General features: G+C 43.9%; 14 protein-coding genes and 1 tRNA gene. 14 read left to right on the top strand and 1 reads right to left on the bottom strand.

Annotation, left to right across the window (positions count from 1 at the left end; genetic code table 11):
- Positions 1-41: 41 nt before the first annotated feature.
- From ACTD55_RS01930 to greA, 7 genes are all read left to right on the top strand, one after another.
- Positions 42-1,166, top strand: coding sequence for a 4-phosphoerythronate dehydrogenase (locus ACTD55_RS01930; protein ID WP_438862611.1), 1,125 nt, complete (start codon positions 42-44; stop codon positions 1,164-1,166).
- Between the two features lie 42 nt (positions 1,167-1,208).
- Entirely contained in the window at positions 1,209-2,225 is a 1,017-nt protein-coding gene (locus ACTD55_RS01925) for an aspartate-semialdehyde dehydrogenase (RefSeq protein WP_438862610.1), read from the top strand.
- Between the two features lie 368 nt (positions 2,226-2,593).
- On the top strand, positions 2,594-5,998 hold the full coding sequence (locus tag ACTD55_RS01920) for a FimV/HubP family polar landmark protein (RefSeq protein ID WP_438862609.1): 3,405 nt from the start codon (positions 2,594-2,596) through the stop codon (positions 5,996-5,998).
- A gap of 420 nt (positions 5,999-6,418) precedes the next feature.
- Positions 6,419-7,219: a 4-hydroxy-tetrahydrodipicolinate reductase gene (gene dapB, locus ACTD55_RS01915; protein ID WP_438862608.1), complete on the top strand. Its 801-nt coding sequence runs from the start codon at positions 6,419-6,421 to the stop codon at positions 7,217-7,219.
- A gap of 302 nt (positions 7,220-7,521) precedes the next feature.
- Positions 7,522-8,652: a glutamine-hydrolyzing carbamoyl-phosphate synthase small subunit gene (carA, locus tag ACTD55_RS01910; protein ID WP_438862607.1), complete on the top strand. Its 1,131-nt coding sequence runs from the start codon at positions 7,522-7,524 to the stop codon at positions 8,650-8,652.
- Positions 8,653-8,659: 7 nt separating this feature from the next.
- The gene (gene carB / locus ACTD55_RS01905) at positions 8,660-11,878 is read left to right on the top strand and encodes a carbamoyl-phosphate synthase large subunit (protein ID WP_438862606.1); all 3,219 of its coding nucleotides are present in this window, start codon (positions 8,660-8,662) and stop codon (positions 11,876-11,878) included.
- A gap of 4 nt (positions 11,879-11,882) precedes the next feature.
- A complete protein-coding gene (gene greA / locus ACTD55_RS01900) occupies positions 11,883-12,359 on the top strand; it encodes a transcription elongation factor GreA (protein ID WP_438862605.1) in 477 nt (158 codons plus the stop codon).
- Positions 12,360-12,426: 67 nt separating this feature from the next.
- On the opposite strand, the gene yhbY is transcribed toward greA, so the two are convergent.
- A complete protein-coding gene (yhbY, locus tag ACTD55_RS01895; RefSeq protein ID WP_438862604.1) occupies positions 12,427-12,723 on the bottom strand; it encodes a ribosome assembly RNA-binding protein YhbY in 297 nt (98 codons plus the stop codon).
- Between the two features lie 417 nt (positions 12,724-13,140).
- On the opposite strand from yhbY, the gene ftsH reads away from it, so the two are divergent.
- The 7 genes from ftsH (at position 13,141) to ACTD55_RS01860 (ending at position 19,303) form a co-directional block, all read left to right on the top strand.
- On the top strand, positions 13,141-15,066 hold the full coding sequence (ftsH, locus tag ACTD55_RS01890; protein ID WP_438862603.1) for an ATP-dependent zinc metalloprotease FtsH: 1,926 nt from the start codon (positions 13,141-13,143) through the stop codon (positions 15,064-15,066).
- Positions 15,067-15,136: 70 nt separating this feature from the next.
- A complete protein-coding gene (folP, locus tag ACTD55_RS01885; RefSeq protein WP_438862602.1) occupies positions 15,137-15,958 on the top strand; it encodes a dihydropteroate synthase in 822 nt (273 codons plus the stop codon).
- Positions 15,959-15,968: 10 nt separating this feature from the next.
- Complete coding sequence (gene glmM, locus ACTD55_RS01880) at positions 15,969-17,306, top strand: phosphoglucosamine mutase (RefSeq protein WP_438862601.1); 1,338 nt, start codon at positions 15,969-15,971, stop codon at positions 17,304-17,306.
- Positions 17,307-17,384: 78 nt separating this feature from the next.
- Complete coding sequence (gene tpiA, locus ACTD55_RS01875; RefSeq protein ID WP_438862600.1) at positions 17,385-18,140, top strand: triose-phosphate isomerase; 756 nt, start codon at positions 17,385-17,387, stop codon at positions 18,138-18,140.
- Positions 18,141-18,143: 3 nt separating this feature from the next.
- The gene (gene secG, locus ACTD55_RS01870) at positions 18,144-18,506 is read left to right on the top strand and encodes a preprotein translocase subunit SecG (RefSeq protein WP_438862599.1); all 363 of its coding nucleotides are present in this window, start codon (positions 18,144-18,146) and stop codon (positions 18,504-18,506) included.
- 20 nt (positions 18,507-18,526) lie between these two features.
- Positions 18,527-18,612 (top strand) — tRNA-Leu (locus ACTD55_RS01865).
- Between the two features lie 76 nt (positions 18,613-18,688).
- Positions 18,689-19,303, top strand: a complete 615-nt coding sequence (locus ACTD55_RS01860; protein ID WP_438862598.1) for a fumarylacetoacetate hydrolase family protein — start codon at positions 18,689-18,691, stop codon at positions 19,301-19,303.
- Positions 19,304-19,413 lie beyond the last annotated feature (110 nt).

The raw sequence follows: 19,413 nt of genomic DNA, 5'->3' as shown, positions 1-19,413 counted from the left end.
TTATCTTTGGCCAAATTTTAAATCATGAGCTTTATCTGACCATGAAAATATACTACGAAGATTCGATGCCTTATGCCGAGGCGTTTTTTGCTGACTGGGGAGATTGCCAGTCGTTTTCCGGTAAAACCGTTAAGCCTGAAGATATTGTCGATGCGGAATTATTGTTTGTGCGCTCTACCACCAAGGTTAATCAATCACTAATTGGCGGATGTCATAATTTAAAGTTTGTCGCTACGGCGACGGCGGGATTTAATCATCTGGATATTGATTATTTAGCACAGCGAAATATTCCCTGGTATTCAGCAGCAGGTTGTAACTCCATCTCGGTGGCAGAATATGTGGTCAGTGTGTTGTGCGTTATGGCTGAACGTCTGGGCTGGACCTTGCCTGATAAAACGGTGGGAATTGTCGGTGCCGGACAAGCGGGAAGTGCCCTGTCTAAAAAGCTGGATGCATTGGGAATGCGTTATTTGTTATGCGATCCGCCTAAGCAACAGCAGGGCGATCCTCGCCATTTTGTGGAAATGGACGAGATCATGCAATGTGATGTCATTAGCTTGCATGTACCGTTGATCAAAGACGGTCCTTATCCAACAGAGCATCTGTTTGAATATAATCGACTAACCCAGTTAAGCGAGCAACAATTACTGATTAATGCCTGTCGTGGGGAAATCGTCGATAATCAGGCGTTATTAAAACTGTTCGAACAAAACCGTAAGCTGCATGTTGTGTTGGATGTATGGGAAAATGAACCGGATATCAATATTGCGCTGGTTCCTTATACGCAACTGGCAACAGCGCATATAGCAGGACACAGTGTAGAAGGCAAATCGAATGGCACCGAAATGGTATATCAGGCTGCCGCAGCACTGCTGAATAAACCTGTTAAGCATCATTTAAATGATTATTTGCCTGCGCCTGATGTGTCAGTCATTGAATTAGGTCAACAAAACGTTACCTGGCAAGATTTATACGCATTGGTTAAGCAAGTCTATGATGTATCATTGGATGATCAGCTATTTAGAACCAGTATCGAGCAGCCGGGACAGTTTGAATATATCCGAAAAAACTATGCTATAAGAAGAGAGTTTGCTGCGCTGCAGGTTAGCGCTGGAAATTGTCCACTTTCACAGGCAATCTATCAGTTAGGGTTTAAGCCTGTATAATACAAATTATATTTTTAATTTTTATCTTGGAGAAAGAATAGAATGTCACAAGCCTTTGATGTTGCGGTATTGGGCGCAACCGGTCTGGTTGGCCAGAATATTATCGAAATTCTCGAACAGCGGAATTTTCCGGTAAAAACACTTTACCCTTTAGCCAGTGCTCGTTCAGCCGGTGGTAAGGTAAAATTCAAAGGTAAGGATATTACGGTATTGGATGCAGAGACCTTTGATTGGTCACAAACCCAAATTGGCTTTTTTTCCGCCGGTGGCAGCACTTCTGCCAAATATGCACCGTTAGCCGCTGAAGCCGGGTGTGTGGTGATCGACAACACCTCTCACTATCGTTATGAACCTGACATTCCATTAGTGGTACCTGAGGTGAATGCGCACGCGATTGCTGATTTCCGCAATCGCAATATTATTGCTAATCCGAATTGTTCAACTATTCAAATGCTTGTTGCGTTAAAGCCGATTCAAGACGCTGTTGGTATTGCCCGTATTAATGTAGCCACCTATCAGTCCGTTTCGGGCGCAGGACGCACTGCTATTGAAGAATTAGCTCAACAATGTTCAGCATTGTTAAGTGGTCGCGAAGCCAAAGTAGAAGCGTTTAGCCGCCAGATTGCCTTTAATGCCATTCCGCAAATTGACGTGTTTCAGGATAATGATTACACCAAAGAAGAAATGAAAATGGTCTGGGAAACGCACAAAATTATGGGAGATGACAGCATTTTAGTTAATCCTACTGCGGTTCGCGTACCGGTATTTTTTGGACATGGTGAAGCGATTCATATTGAGACTCGTCAACCTATTGATGCTGAGCAGGTAAAAGCCTTGTTAGCTAACGCCCCAGGTGTAACGTTAATGGCCGAAAGGGAAGAATTTCCCACCCAAGTCGGTAATGCCAGCGGTAAAGATGATGTGTTTGTGGGACGGGTTCGCCAAGATATTTCCCATCCTAATGGTATTAATATGTGGGTTGTTGCAGATAACGTTCGTAAAGGTGCCGCAACTAACAGTATTCAAATTGCAGAGCATTTAATTGCCGAATATCTTTAATCGTTTTTCATCTAAGATAAGGGGCAATTAATTGCCCCTATCAATATTCTCGCCAAACAACCGATAACCTACCCAGACGCTAAATAATTTATCAATTTATTATCAGCAATAATTAACCATGATGATGTATGCTTTTAGTTGGTATAAATTTAACATTTATAGTAACTTTGGAACGCATCTTGCTGTTAATCGGTAGGTAGGATGTAGTGTGGGTAAAATAGTCAAAAAACCAGCATTGGCAACGATTAATCTAGTTGACTGGTTTTAATTTAACTATTTGATAAATATAATATTATAACTTTTTCTTTACCTGTTGCCAGACAGGTTCATAGTATTAATAATAATTTTAGGGGCGGCAAGGATAGTCTATGAGATTGAGACATCTATTTTTCATGCTTGGAGTTTTCGGTTTGTGCTGTTCTGTGCATACCGTCATAGCCGCCGAACAGGTACTGATTAAAGGTCCTAAAAACACTATTCGTGAATTTTCCGGGCAAACTTATGGCCCGATCACCAGTAAAGATACCTTATGGCAAATTGCCAGTCGTCATCGTCAAAATAATCAGTTGTCGATGTATCAAGTGATGTTGGCGATTTATCAACTTAATCCTCAAGCTTTCGATGATAGCAATATTAATAACATGATCGACGGCTCGATACTGAGATTACCCACCGCAGAATATGCAGCACAGATTGATGTTAGAAGTGCTGAACGCAAAACATTGCAGGACAATGAACGCTGGCAGGGACAATCGAGTGGACAAGGTAGGCAAGGACAAAGCGCCGCTAAAAGCAATGAATTGGCCGAAACCAAACAGGTATTAGAAAACAAATTATCGGCGATAGATGAACAACAGACTCGTCAATTTCAGGCGTTACGAGATCAATTTGCCCAATCAATTAATGGTGTACAGTCGTTAATTGATGAGAATAATAAAATTTATCAGCGTTTAGATGCGGTTAATGCCGAAATTGACCAATTGCGTTCGCGTATTGGTGAAGAAGGCGAAGTGCAGCAACAAATGGACAAATTGCTGACATTACAAAATGAATTAGTCAATATTTCCCGTCAGGAGCAGCAAAAGCAAAAAATGCTCGAAGAGGCGGAAAAAGCCTCTGTTTTTTCCAGTCCAGTATGGTTGATTGTTGGTTCAACTATACCGGTATTATTGCTCTTGGGGGGCTTGGCATATTGGCTTAAACGTCGTCAAAATGATGCTCTTCCCGCCACACCTGAACAGCAGGCCCCCGTCATTACTCCGCCAGCGGATCCTGAGCCACAACTTGAGCAGGACGATTTGTCGGACGCATTAAGTGATGAATTATCTGGCGAGATGACCGACGAAGATTTGTTCGGTGATGATTTACTTGATGATAGCTTGGACGATGAATTATTAGGTGATCTGGCACAAGATGATGAATTGACCGAAGATGAATTGGATAACTTCGAAGATCTAACTGATGACTTGCTCGATGAAGCATTAGATGATCTGGATGAGTTAGATGATGAACCTATTGTTGATGTTGATATACAAGAACCCGCCAAGGCTGACGCTGAATCAGACTATGATACTGATTTAGGTGAAGAAATATTACAGAAAGGAGACTTGGATGATTTATTTGATTCTGAAGATGATGAACCCCAAGACAGTTCAATAGAGGATGAAGATGAGCTGCTTGATCAAGTGGATGAGGATGCAATCGAGCTGTCTGAACCCGAGCCGGAACCCGATTCAGCAGAATTACAACTTCTTGGTGAGCCTGACGAAGAAGATGAAGAAGAGCCAGAAGATAGCGAAGATATTAGTATCAGTAAGCTATTAGACGAAGAAGACTTGATGGATATTGAAGTCGCAGATTTATCTACTGTGGCTCCTATTGATGATGAGCGAATTGATGGTCTTGATGAAATCATAAAATCTCGTAGTGAGGAAATAGACGATTTAACCGAAGAACTGGTGGCAGAAATCGATAGTGTTGAGCAAATGAAAGCAATGTTGGCTCCCGATGATATTGCTGAAGATGACAAGGCATCTACTGAAGGATTTAACAGTCTTGAAGACGATCTTGATGATGCACAACAAGCTCAGGACGAGACGCCAGAGGCTGAGGAAGAAGTCGTATCAGAGCAGGATCAGTTAGCCGATGAATTATTGGCTGAATTATCTGAATCCATCGATACGGAGTCTGATGAATCTCAAGCTGAGGTGGAACAAGCTCAGGACGAGGCGCCAGAGGCCGAGGAAGAAGCCGTCTCAGAGCAGGACCAGCTCGCCGATGAATTATTGGCCGAGTTGTCTGAATCCATCGATACGGAGTCTGATGAATCTCAAGCCGAGGTGGAACAAGTTCAGGACGAGTCGCCAGATGCTGAGGAAGAAGCCGTATCAGAGCAGGATCAGTTAGCCGATGAATTATTGGCCGAATTGTCTGAATCCATCGATACGGAGTCTGATGAATCTCAAGCCGAGGTGGAACAAGTTCAGGACGAGTCGCCAGACACTGAGGAAGAAGCCGTTTCAGAGCAGGATCAGCTCGCCGATGAATTATTGGCTGAATTGTCTGAATCCATCGATACGGAATCCGATGAATCTCAATCCGAGGTGGAACAAGTTCAGGACGAGTCGCCAGACACTGAGGAAGAAGCAGTCTCAGAGCAGGATCAGTTAGCCGATGAATTGTTGGCCGAATTATCTGAATCCATCGATACGGAGTCTGATGAATCTCAATCCGAGGTGGAACAAGCCCAGGACGAGACGCCAGACACTGAAGAGGACTCTGCCGAGTCTGAACAAGAACAATTGCCCGATCAAACCGATGACAGTGCCATTGATGTTGAAGATGAGTTAGAAAAAGAACTCGCTGAACAAGATGACACTATTGAAGATGATGAACTTGAGCAAGCGTTGGAGGATTTTGAACAAGCTGAATTGGCCGAACAGCAGGCAGAAGAGACTGAACAACCTCAAGTGGATACCGAAGGCGAAGACGATCTGGAAGCGGCATTGGCTGATTTTGAGGATGATATAGCCCCAACTGAACAGGATGAAAAATTATTGGACGATACGCCTGATCTTAATCAGTGGTTGGATGCCGATAATGATAAAGATAGCGAGCCGCAGGAATTACCTGAAAGCGAGCATGATGAAACCGTGGTTGCAGATCATGATGATGCCGATAGCGCTATCACTGACGATATTCCCGGTTTAGGTGATTGGCTTGGTAATGATGATTCAACTGATGATGAAATCATTGGCGACGATGACTTGCCGGAAGGATTTGAAGAGGTGCAAATCGCCGCTTTAAATGAAGATGATGAACTACTCGAAGAACTGGAAAACAGCTCGTTCGACGACATGCTTGAAGGCATGGATAATGATGATGATTTAATCTCGCCCGAATCAAAAGACGACAAACCGACATTGGATAATCCGGATTTAGATCTGGAAGCATTATTCAGTGAAGCACCTGATGACGAATCCGACACCGATGACTATGTCGAAGTTGATGAATTGCTCAGTGACGACGATGAACCGGCAGAAGAAAAAGACATTAATATCGATCTGACTAGCATGGGGTTGCCCGATGTTGACGATATTGATTTAGTTGATGTAGATAGTGATAAAGGTGCCGGGAGTCGGATGGATTTGGCTATTGCATATATTGAGATCGACGATAAAGAATCTGCTCGTCAATTATTAGAAAAAATTATTCAATCTGACGATCCGGAGCAGGTTAAAGAAGCGCAAAAGCTGCTAGACGATATATCATAAATACAAAGAGTATTAGCCGCATAACGCATTGCTGAGGGATTATTAAGGCTATCAAGGTCAGTTTGTACGAAAGGCTTGGTGGTAGCCCTCAAGTTTGCCATGCACTGTGCTGTTATCGGGGCTAATACAGCTCAATTGTAAGGTCGGGCTGTGATAGGGCGCGTTAAATTAGTCACGATTTGCTTAGCATACTCTCATTACATACCTCATTGTATAACCTCAGTATCTCCTAACTGCATGGGCTATTCATGGTACCCAATCTTAATATATTGATGTTGTGCAGTAATTGCCTGTCACTTGTGGTGAACTATTCCTGATTGCATAAATATCTAACTTAGCTCCTTTTTGTACTGAAAAACCACTCTAAATCAGGCAGACTTCGGATAAATATTCAGTAGCCTAGAAAAAGAGATGTCACATATGGTTAAAATTGGAATTTTCGGTGCTAACGGTCGAATGGGGCGAGTACTGATTGAAGCAGCAAAAGCCGACAACAATGCTATGTTACAGGGCGCTGCCGTGCGCGCTGACTCGCCGTGGGTAGGTATGGATGTCGGTGAGTTGGCTGGGATAGGAAAATGTGATTTAACCATTAGTGGCAATCCAGATACCTTTGTCAATGATGTTGACGTAATGATTGATTTTACCTTACCTGCTGCATTGGAAGGGAATCTAGCCTGGTGTATCGCTCACAAAAAGCCAGTGGTCATTGGTACCACGGGACTGAATCAAACACAAAAACAGCTATTAGATCAGGCGGCGGCTAATATTCCGGTGGTATTTGCGGCGAATTATAGTGTTGGAGTCAACCTGTTATTAAATCTGGTAAAACAGGCCGCCAGCGTGATGGGAAATAGTGCCGACATTGAAATTGTTGAAACCCACCATCGATTTAAAAAAGATGCGCCTTCAGGCACGGCTATGGCGATTGGTGAAGCTATAGCTGATGAACTGGAACGTGATCTTGACCAATGTGCCGTTTACGGAAGAGAAGGCGATACCGGTGAACGTGATCAACAAACGATTGGTTTTGCCACCGTTAGGGCCGGAGACGTGGTTGGTGATCATACGGTAATTTTTGCCGATATTGGTGAACGATTGGAATTAACCCATAAAGCCTCAAGCCGACTCACTTTTGCCAAAGGAGCCGTCAGGGCCGCTAGCTGGTTAACGAGTCGTCCCGCAGGACTCTATTCGATGCATGATGTATTGGGACTTTAACGTTTCAAGAATATTGCTCAACAGCACAGAGTTAATTGGTTATCCCTATGAGTTTAATTAAGGAATTCGCGACTGTTTCGGGGGAGATAATTGCTATTTATAAGCACTAAGCGACAAAAATCAAATTAAAGCATTGTTTTTCATCTTATGCTTAATTCAATATGGACGCTTTATCCATGTTCGTATATACTATTGTGGTTTTGCCAAAAATTAGCAATTTGCTTGCAAATGGTAGGGTAAACAGCTGTGAACGGGTAATAAATACCCGTTTTTATTAAGGTTTTCCAGAATAGGAGGTTGGTTTGTTCAAATCTGCCCTTTTGGTCCTTGAAGACGGTTCTGTTTTCAAAGGCTCCGCAATTGGCGCTGATGGTATATCAGTCGGTGAAGTGGTTTTTAATACTTCGATGACAGGCTATCAGGAAATTCTCACCGATCCATCTTACGCAGAACAAATCATTACCCTGACATACCCACATATTGGTAACACCGGTACCAATCAGGAAGATAAAGAATCCAATCAGATATGGGCCAAAGGCTTAGTTATTCGAGACTTGCCGTTAACGGTTAGTAATTTCCGTAGCGAACAGGATTTATCCAGCTATCTGCAACAGAATAATATTGTTGGTATTGCCGATATTGATACTCGTCGCTTAACACGTCTGTTGCGTACTACTGGCGCACAAAACGGTTGTATCATTGCTGGCGATATTGATGAAGCTAAAGCATTAGCCGCGGCCAAAGACTTCCCTGGCCTTAAAGGTATGGATCTGGCTAAAGTGGTTAGTACCAAACATGCCTACCAGTGGAATGATTCTGTTTGGTCGTTGGGACAGGGCTATGCTGCGGATCAACAAAACTTGCCTTATCATGTGGTTGCTTATGATTTTGGTGCCAAACATAATATTTTGCGTATGTTGGTCGAACGTGGCTGTCGTTTGACTGTGGTGCCAGCACAAACATCAGCGGCTGATGTACTAGCCTTAAAACCTGATGGTGTGTTCTTGTCTAATGGCCCTGGTGACCCGGAGCCATGTGATTATGCAATTACAGCGATAAAACAACTATTGGATGCTGAAATACCTATATTTGGTATTTGTTTAGGTCACCAATTGTTAGCCTTAGCCAGCGGCGCGAAAACCTCAAAAATGAAGTTCGGCCATCATGGAGCTAATCATCCGGTAAAAGATATTGCCAATAATCGAGTTATTATTACCAGTCAAAACCACGGTTTCGCAGTAGATGAACAAAATTTACCTGACAATTTGCAAGTGACTCATATTTCCCTGTTCGACAAAACGTTACAGGGAATTCACCGTACCGATAAAGCGGCATTCAGTTTTCAGGGACACCCTGAAGCCAGTCCGGGTCCACAAGATGCCGCACCACTGTTTGACCACTTTATCGATTTAATCAAAGCAGCTAAAGGATAAGTCACCAATGCCAAAACGTACTGATATAAAAAGCATTCTTATCTTGGGCGCTGGACCGATTGTAATCGGTCAAGCCTGTGAATTTGATTACTCTGGCGCGCAGGCGTGTAAAGCCCTGCGTGAGGAAGGTTATCGGGTTATCCTGGTTAACTCTAACCCCGCTACCATTATGACTGACCCGGAAATGGCCGATGCCACTTATATCGAGCCAATTCATTGGGAAGTCGTTAAAAAGATTATTGAAAAAGAGCGCCCAGATGCCGTACTGCCGACTATGGGTGGCCAAACAGCATTGAACTGTGCGCTTGATCTGGATAAGCATGGCGTCTTAGCCGAATTTAATGTGGAACTGATTGGCGCTTCTGCGGATGCCATTGATAAAGCGGAAGATCGTGATCGTTTCGACAAAGCAATGAAATCCATTGGCCTTGAATGTCCACGGGCTGAAATCGCTCATAGCTTGGATGAAGCTTACGATGTGGTTAGCCGTATTGGTTTTCCTTGTATTATTCGACCTTCTTTTACAATGGGCGGCACCGGTGGTGGGATTGCCTATAACAAAGATGAATTTGAAGAAATTTGCCGCCGTGGTTTAGATTTATCACCCACCAATGAGTTATTGATTGATGAATCCCTGATCGGTTGGAAAGAATATGAAATGGAAGTGGTACGGGATAAAAACGATAACTGTATTATCGTTTGTACCATCGAAAACTTCGACCCAATGGGCGTGCACACTGGTGACTCTATTACCGTTGCACCAGCGCAAACCTTAACTGATAAAGAATTCCAGATTATGCGTAATGCGGCAATGGCGGTATTACGTGAAATTGGTGTGGAAACAGGTGGGTCTAACGTACAGTTTGGTGTTAATCCAGACGACGGACGTATGGTCATTATCGAGATGAATCCTCGGGTATCGCGCTCATCAGCACTGGCCTCAAAAGCGACCGGTTTCCCCATTGCTAAAGTCGCGGCCAAATTGGCGGTAGGCTACAGTCTGGACGAACTGGCGAATGATATTACCGGAGGCTTAACGCCTGCGTCTTTCGAACCCTCCATTGATTACGTGGTAACTAAAATTCCACGTTTTAATTTTGAAAAATTCCCCGGCGCCAATGATCGTTTAACCACGCAAATGAAATCTGTGGGTGAGGTTATGGCCATCGGTCGTAACCAGCAAGAGTCATTACAAAAAGCCTTACGAGGTTTGGAAGTCGGCGCTAGTGGTTTGGATCCGATGTTGGATATGGCCGATCCGGATGCTAAAGCCACCTTGATGCGTGAATTAATGGAACCCGGTGCCGAGCGTATATGGTATATCGGTGATGCATTCCGCATGGGGATGAGTGTCGATGAAGTATTTGAGTTGACCAAGATTGATCGCTGGTATCTGGTGCAATTACAGGAAATCGTACAACTTGAATCTACCGTGACCGAAAAAGGGTTAATTGGCATCGATCAAGACTTAATGCGAACCCTTAAGCGTAAAGGTTTTGCCGACGCAAGACTGGCAGCATTAACCAAAGTCAGTGAAGATGATGTGCGTGAAGCCCGTCGTGGCATGGGAATTCAACCGGTGTATAAACGGGTGGATACATGCGCCGCAGAATTCTCGACAGATACCGCTTATATGTATTCGACCTATGATGAAGAATGTGAAGCGAATCCTAGTTCACGAGATAAAATTATGGTGTTGGGTGGTGGTCCGAATCGAATCGGTCAAGGTATCGAATTTGATTATTGCTGTGTACATGCCGCGCTAGCATTACGTGAAGACGGTTATGAAACCATTATGGTTAACTGTAACCCAGAAACCGTCTCTACCGATTATGACACATCTGACAGACTGTACTTTGAACCTGTCACACTAGAAGATGTATTAGAAATCGTGCGGGTTGAGCAGCCTAAAGGGGTGATCGTTCAGTATGGTGGCCAGACTCCGCTTAAACTGGCGCGTGCACTGGAAGCAAATGGGGTACCCATTATCGGTACTTCACCGGATGCGATTGACCGTGCTGAAGACCGCGAACGTTTCCAGCAAATGGTGAACAAGCTTAACCTCAAGCAGCCGGCCAATGCGACTGTAACAAATATTGAACAAGCATTGATTGAAGCTGAGGAAATTGGCTTTCCCTTAGTAGTACGTCCGTCTTATGTATTAGGTGGCCGTGCAATGGAAATCGTGTATGACATCAACGATTTAAAGCGCTACCTCAATGAAGCAGTTAAAGTATCTAATGACTCGCCGGTATTGCTAGATCGTTTTCTGGATGATGCCATTGAGGTTGACCTGGATGCGATATGTGACGGTGAAACTGTGGTTATCGGCGGCATTATGGAGCATATCGAACAAGCGGGTGTCCATTCCGGTGATTCTGCCTGTTCTTTGCCACCGTATTCACTTAGCCCTGAAATTCAGGATGTGATGCGTCAGCAAGTTAAAGACATGGCATTGGAATTAGGGGTAGTCGGTTTAATGAATACCCAATTCGCGGTCAAAGATGGTGAAGTCTATCTAATCGAAGTCAATCCGCGTGCTGCCAGAACGGTCCCTTTTGTATCAAAAGCGACCGGAATGCCATTGGCAAAAATTGCTGCCAGAACGATGGTGGGAAATACGTTGCAGATGCAGGGCATTAGCAAAGAAATTATTCCGCCTTATTATTCAGTTAAGGAAGTGGTGTTACCGTTTGCCAAATTCTTGGGTGTGGATCCACTTTTAGGCCCGGAAATGCGCTCAACTGGTGAAGTCATGGGCGTGGGTGAATCATTCGAAGAAGCTTATGCAAAAGCCAACTTAGGCGCTAGTGCGCCGATACCAAAAGGTGGCAAGGCCTTGTTGTCTGTACGTAATAATGACAAACTACGTGTTGTTGAATTAGCCAAAGCGATGATAACTAAAGGTTTTACCTTAGAAGCAACCAAAGGTACTGCGGTTGAATTACACAACGCGGGTGTTGAATGTAAGGTAGTCAATAAATTGTCTGAGGGCCGTCCTAATTTGATGGACTCAATCAAAAATGGCGAATACAACTATATTATCAATACGACTGAAGGTCGGCAGGCTATTACCGATTCGGTTTATATCCGCCGCGCAGCATTATTGAATAAAGTGACTTATACCACCACATTGAATGCTGCCTTTGCTACTATCAATGCCAATGAAGCTGATGATCGTGCCAGAGTGACATCGGTTCAGGAATTACATACAAGAGTAAGTTAACACTATGAGTCAATATCCAATGACAGCTCATGGCGCTGAATTATTGCGTAATGAGCTGAATGAGTTGAAAACCGTCAAGCGTCCGCGAATTATAAAAGATATCGCAGAGGCTCGTGAGCATGGTGATTTGAAAGAAAATGCTGAATATCACGCTGCCAGGGAAGAGCAAGGTTTTTGTGAAGGACGTATTCAGGACATTGAAGGCAAGTTGTCGAATGCGCAGATTATTGACGTTACTAAAATGCCCAACAATGGCAAGGTTATTTTTGGGGCTACTGTCACTATTCTGAATCTTGAAACCGAAGCGGAAACCACCTATCGGATAGTGGGTGAAGATGAAGCCAACATCAAAAACAATTTGATTTCTATTAGTTCTCCCATTGCCCGAGGCTTAATTGGTAAAGAACTGGATGATATTGTGAATATTCAAACTCCGGCAGGTGTGGTGGAGTATGAAGTTATAGATGTGAAATATATTTAACGACATATTTTGCTACAAAAAAACGAGTCCTGGGACTCGTTTTTTTTTATGCATAAAATAAAAGGATTTATTTCTTGGGAATGCTGATTTTTTTCTCTTCGCTTTGACGATAAATAATCAGAGTATGACCAATAACCTGTAATTTAACTGCCTCGGTTTCACGTACGATAGCGTCCATTATCAGCGATTTTTCTTCCCGATCTTCACTTGGGACTTTGACTTTGATTAATTCGTGATGAGCTAATGCAGAATCAATTTCAGCCAGCACCCCTTCTGTTAAGCCATTTCCGCCAAGTTGAACAACAGGTTTTAGCGAGTGGGCAAGGCCCTTAAGGTACTGCTTTTGTTTGTTTGATAGATTCATTTACAAATTTAATTGGTTATTAGTGATTGAAAAACGCTATTCTAACGCCATCTTAGCAGTATTCCTAATCAGTATGTGATTTGATGACAAAAAAGACGTAATCAACCAGTACTAAGGGTTGTTTATCTGCCTATTTTTATGATTCTGATGGACTAAAAGTACAACAGTCCGGTCTAAGTTCTAACCTAGAACCGAAACAGGAACTCATTTAGAGGCAAATTGTTAGGTTCCTCATTGATGAATACGTAAATACAGATGAGAACACGATCAATGCAGTAAAAATTGAAGTGCGGGTTCGTGCAAAACCCGTTCACCAGAGGTTTATCTGGTAGCGACTGACTACAAATTATAGTAGTCTTACAAGCAATAAATTACGTTTTGTCATAAGGCAAAATGAGTTGAAAAGAGGTCACGACATTGAGTGATATGGCAAAAAATTTAATCTTATGGTTGGTCATCGCATTAGTATTGATGTCCGTATTTCAGAGCTTTAGTCCCGGTGATGCAAAAAACCGGCAAATGGACTACACCCAGTTTGTACAAGATGTGCAACAAGGGCAGGTACGTGAGGTTCGTATCAATGAACGTGAAATTAAAGGTTTCAAACGTTCAGGTGAAAGCTTTGTTACCTATATTCCGTATTTTGATGATCAATTAGTGGATGACCTGATCAAACACGAAGTACGTATTATTGGCGAGCCACCAGAAGAGTCGTCATTCCTGGCGTCTATTTTTATCTCCTGGTTCCCCATGTTGCTGTTAATTGGGGTATGGATCTTCTTTATGCGCCAAATGCAAGGCGGCGGTGGCCGTGGTGCGATGTCGTTTGGTAAAAGTAAAGCGCGCCTATTAGGCGAAGATCAAATCAAAACCACCTTTGCTGATGTGGCCGGTTGTGATGAAGCCAAAGAAGATGTATCGGAATTAGTCGATTTCTTGCGTGATCCATCCAAGTTTCAAAAATTAGGCGGCAAAATTCCTAAAGGCATTTTGATGGTAGGGCCACCTGGAACCGGTAAAACCTTGTTGGCAAAAGCCATTGCCGGTGAAGCCAAAGTGCCCTTCTTTACCATTTCTGGTTCTGACTTTGTGGAAATGTTTGTTGGTGTCGGTGCTTCTCGTGTGCGCGACATGTTCGAGCAAGCTAAAAAAGCAGCACCTTGTATTATCTTTATCGACGAAATCGATGCAGTAGGTCGTCAGCGTGGCGCCGGTTTAGGTGGTGGTCATGATGAGCGCGAACAAACCTTAAACCAGATGCTGGTTGAAATGGATGGTTTTGAAGGTAATGAAGGCATTATCGTGATTGCTGCGACTAACCGTCCTGATGTACTGGATCCGGCTCTATTGCGCCCTGGTCGTTTTGACCGTCAGGTAACCGTTGGCTTACCGGATATTCGCGGTCGTGAACAGATCCTTAAAGTGCATATGCGTAAGGTGCCATTGGCTGAGAATGTGGAAGCGTCTGTTATTGCTCGTGGTACTCCAGGTTTCTCGGGGGCAGATTTAGCCAACCTGGTTAATGAAGCGGCGCTATTTGCAGCTCGGGGTGGCAAACGTACTGTTTCCCAAGAAGAGTTTGATAAAGCCAAAGACAAAATCATGATGGGCTCAGAACGTAAGTCAATGGTGATGTCGGAAGATGAAAAAGCGATGACGGCCTATCATGAAGCGGGTCACGCTATTGTAGGGCGTTTAGTTCCAGAGCACGATCCGGTTTATAAGGTATCAATCATTCCGCGTGGACGTGCTCTTGGGGTAACGATGTATCTGCCTGAACAAGATCGGTACAGCCATTCCAAACAGCATCTTGAAAGTATGATCTCCAGTTTATTTGGTGGACGTATTGCCGAAGCGCTAATTTACGGTGATGAAAAGGTTACCACAGGTGCCTCGAACGATATTGAGCGTGCTACTGATATTGCGCGTAAAATGGTGACCCAATGGGGCTTATCCAGCAAAATGGGGCCAATGCTGTATGCCGAGGAAGATGGTGAAGTCTTCTTAGGACGCAGCATGGCAAAAGCCAAGCATATGTCAGATGAAACCGCGCGAGCCATTGATGCAGAAATTAAAGCCGTTATTGATAGCAACTATGAGCGAGCGGAACGTTTACTAAAAGAAAATATCGATATTTTGCATTCTATGAAAGATGCATTAATGAAATATGAAACTATTGATGCATTACAAATTGATGATCTGATGGCCCGTACCGAAGTGCGTGAACCTGCCGATTGGAGCTCCCGTAGCGATGATAATACGCCAACGGGTGGTGATACACCTTCGAATCCTAAACCGGCGGTACAGACTCCTTCAAATAAACCCGGTGATGTAGCCGGTTAATTAATCAATAGGCGCTCGTTTAGGGCGCCTTTTGCTATCCCGTTAATTAAAGATAACTCGCTGACAACGTATGCAATTTGGTCATAAATTTATCGCTCTGGATCAGCCAAAGGTTATGGGGATCCTCAATGTCACTCCGGACTCATTTTCTGATGGTGGATGTTTTACCCATCTTGATGGCGCATTGAAGCAAGCTGAATTGATGCTGGCAGAAGGAGCCGACTTTATTGACATCGGTGGCGAGTCTACTCGTCCTGGTGCCGCTGAGGTGAGTCTTGAGCAAGAACTATCAAGAGTCATTCCAGTGATTGAGGCGCTGCGCCAGCGATTTGATTGCGTAATTTCAATTGATACCAGTAAAGCCCAAGTAATGTTAGAAGCCGTCAAGGCTGGCGCTGGTTTGATCAATGATATTCGCGCCTTACAAGAGCCAGGCGCGATTTCGGCAGCCAAGCAATCCGATGTGCCGGTCTGCCTGATGCATATGCAAGGCAAACCTCGTACGATGCAACATGATCCGGTTTATCAGGATGTGGTTACTGAGGTGATCGCATTTTTACACCAACGTGTGGATGAATGCCAAAAGGCAGGTATTCACCGCGATAAAATTATTCTGGATCCTGGCTTCGGATTTGGTAAAAATTTACAGCAAAATTATCAATTGCTAGCCAATCTGCACCAATTTCAGCAAACTCAACTGCCATTATTGGTGGGGGCATCACGTAAATCCATGATTGGTAATGTGATTGACCGTGATACTTCACAACGATTAGCCGGTAGTATTGCAGTGGCAACCATTGCCATGATGCAGGGGGCGCAGATTATTCGGGTACATGATGTAGCCGAAACCGTTGATGCAGTAAAAATTATTAATGCAATGCAAGGTATGTAAAGGAAAAAACATGGCAAGAAAATATTTTGGCACTGATGGAATTCGCGGCAAAGTAGGTGAAAGCTCAATCAATCCGCATTTTGTGACCAAGCTAGGCTGGGCTGCCGGTAAAGTCTTAGCCGGTCGGGGGACTAACAAAGTCTTGATTGGAAAAGACACACGGATTTCAGGGTATATGCTTGAATCTGCGATGGAAGCCGGTCTATCGGCGGCGGGTATCAATATCGGTTTGCTTGGCCCCATGCCAACCCCTGCAATTGCTTATTTAACTAAAACATTTCGTTCAGAAGCCGGTATTGTTATCAGCGCCTCGCATAATCCTTATTATGATAACGGGATTAAGTTTTTCTCGGCCGACGGGATGAAACTGGACGACGATATAGAAATCGCCATCGAAGCAATGATGGAACAGGACATGGTTTGTGTGGCATCGGATAAGTTAGGCAAAGCCAGCCGAATAGACGATGCTGCCGGGCGCTATATTGAATTTTGTAAAGGCAACTTTCCTAGCGAGCTGTCACTCACCGGTTTGAAAATTGTGGTGGATTGCGCCCACGGTGCCACGTATCACATCGCGCCAAACGTATTACGTGAATTAGGTGCTGACGTAGTGGAAATTGGTACTAAACCGGATGGATTAAACATTAATGATAAAGTGGGGGCGACTTCAATGAAAGCCGTCACTGAACTGGTCTTAAGCGAAAAAGCCGATTTGGGCTTTGCACTCGATGGTGATGGCGATCGTATTATGCTGGTTGACCATAAAGGGAATGTTCTTGATGGTGATCAAATTGTTTATATCATCGCTCGCGATGCGTTGAAGTCAGGTCGCTTAAAAGGCGGTGTAGTAGGGACCGTAATGAGCAACCTTGGTCTTGAAATGGGCTTAAGTAAGTTAGGTATCCAATTTGAGCGCAGTAAAGTTGGTGACCGCTATGTCATGGAATTGCTACAAGCCAAAGGGTGGAGTATCGGTGGTGAAAGCTCAGGCCATGTGATAAATCTTAATGCTACCTCTACCGGAGATGGGATTGTCGCAGGTTTACAAGTGCTGACCGCCATGTTGCATGCGGAAATGTCTTTATATGAACTTAGTCAAGGTATGGAAAAATATCCGCAGACCCTGATTAATGTGCGTTTTAATGCCGGCAGCTCACCAGAACATCATCCAGCGGTGATTGAAGCGGTTAATAATGCTGAATCTGATATGGGTGAAACCGGCCGGGTATTATTGCGTAAAAGTGGCACTGAGCCATTAATTCGCGTGATGGTGGAATCCCGTGATGCCGCGACCTCGGATAAATGGGCACAGCATATTGCCGATGAAGTGAAAAAAGCCACGGTATAAGGGTAAAAAGCCCTCTGTGCTACTTGTAACTTTACCTCGGGTTAGATAATATCTCGCCCGCTTTTTAGTGGAGTCATAATGCAACCACAAAACAGACAACCAATTGTTGCTGGTAACTGGAAAATGAACGGTGATCCGGCATTAATTGAACAAATGTCCGCTGCCTTAGCTCAAGTTGAGTTAAACAATGTAAAGGTAGTGGTTTGTCCCCCGACAGTGTATTTATCGATGTTGAATGCTAAAAACTTCAGCAAAGGTGCACAAAATGTCAGTGATAAATCGGGTGGGGCATTTACCGGCGAAACGTCTACCTCAATGCTCAAAGATGTACAGGTAGAATATGTGATTGTAGGTCATTCTGAACGACGAGAGTATTATGTCGAAGATAACCTGCTGGTCGCCGAAAAAGTCGCGACCATACTTGATGCTGGCTTAACACCGATTTTTTGTATTGGTGAGTCAGAGCAAATTCGCGACGCTGGACAATTATTTGAATTTTTAGCCGAACAACTGGATGCAGTGTTAAATCGGGTTGGGGTTAAGAATTTTGCTAATCTGGTGGTAGCTTATGAGCCTATTTGGGCCATAGGTACAGGCAAAACCGCAACACCAGAGCAAGCGCAGGAAGTTCATCACTTTATTCGCCAACATATTGCAAGTAAAGATGAGAAAGTCGCACAAGAGTTAGTGATCTTGTACGGGGGAAGCGTAAACGGGGCGAATGCCACCAGTATATTTGCGCAACCAGATGTAGACGGCGGCCTTGTAGGTGGCGCTAGTCTGAAACCAGCAGAATTTATTAAAATTTGCCAAGCGGCAAACGAGTTGAGGTAAAGCATGCTTTACGAAGTATTTATTGTAGTTTATTTGATAGTGGCATTGTTGTTGATTGGTATGGTGCTGATTCAGCAAGGTAAAGGCGCCGATATGGGCGCGTCTTTTGGGGCAGGTGGTTCTAATACTGTCTTCGGTGCTAGTGGTTCCGGTAACTTTATGAGCCGCACTACAGCTATCCTCGCAACATTATTTTTTGTGATCAGCCTTATCTTGGGCAATTTATCCAGTACACAAGAAAAACAAGTGGATGAATGGCAAAACCTTGAAGGCGCGGCAGTTGAACAACAAGTTCCTGCTGACAAGCCTGCCGATAGTGATGTTCCTGCTGCGGATCCTAAGCCTGAAAATAATATTCCAGAGTAAGCTCTGAATTAAAAAGCTTCGCGGATGTGGTGGAATTGGTAGACACGCCATCTTGAGGGGGTGGTGAGCATCGCTCGTGGGGGTTCAAGTCCCCCCATCCGCACCAACTAATTTTAAAGGCCGTAGCGTTTTTCGTTACGGCCTTTTTACTATAGAACGATTTTAATTTAGGTTAATTATTTATGCACAGTATAATAGTGGATGGTAAGACAGTGTCGCCTTCAAAGGTGATTTGTGTTGGTCGTAACTATGTAGAACATATTGCCGAGTTAGGTAATGAACTGCCAGATGAAATGGTCGTGTTTATTAAACCGAATTCGGCTATTTCTGCTGAGTTAAAGGCATTTCATCAGGGACCGCTGCATTATGAAGGTGAATTGTGCTTTGTGTATCAAGGAGGCCGGTTTAGTGCAGTAGGATTCGGCCTTGATCTGACCAAACGGGATTTACAAAGCAAACTTAAAGCGAAGGGATTACCTTGGGAAAGGGCAAAAGCGTTTGATGGGGCTGCCGTGCTGGGTGAGTTTGTGTCTATTGAGCAGATTGATGACAGTTTGCGTTTAGAGTTAATGATAAATGATCAGCTTGTCCAGTCAGGTGGCGTCGACTTGATGATGTATAAGCCGGATATTATTCTGCGAGAATTACAGCAATTTATTACTCTACAAGATGGGGATGTGGTGATGACGGGCACTCCTAAAGGGGTTGGCGTCATTCGTGCTGGCGACCATTTTAGGGCCGCGGTATATGCAAAGGATCAACTATTGACCAGTGCTAAGTGGCAGGCAAAAAATTAAAAATTCAATGATTTAGATAGAAAATGTAATAGATTATGAAAAAATAATGGCGATTTGGTGGGTTTTAACTTAGATTTATCTTCTGAGCTTTTTATCAACAAGTATCGATA

It is taken from the genome of Neptunicella sp., assembly GCF_048268085.1.
Classification (GTDB): domain Bacteria; phylum Pseudomonadota; class Gammaproteobacteria; order Enterobacterales; family Alteromonadaceae; genus Neptunicella.
Note: the sequence above shows the minus strand (reverse complement) of the source record. Positions and strands in the feature narration are given on the sequence as shown.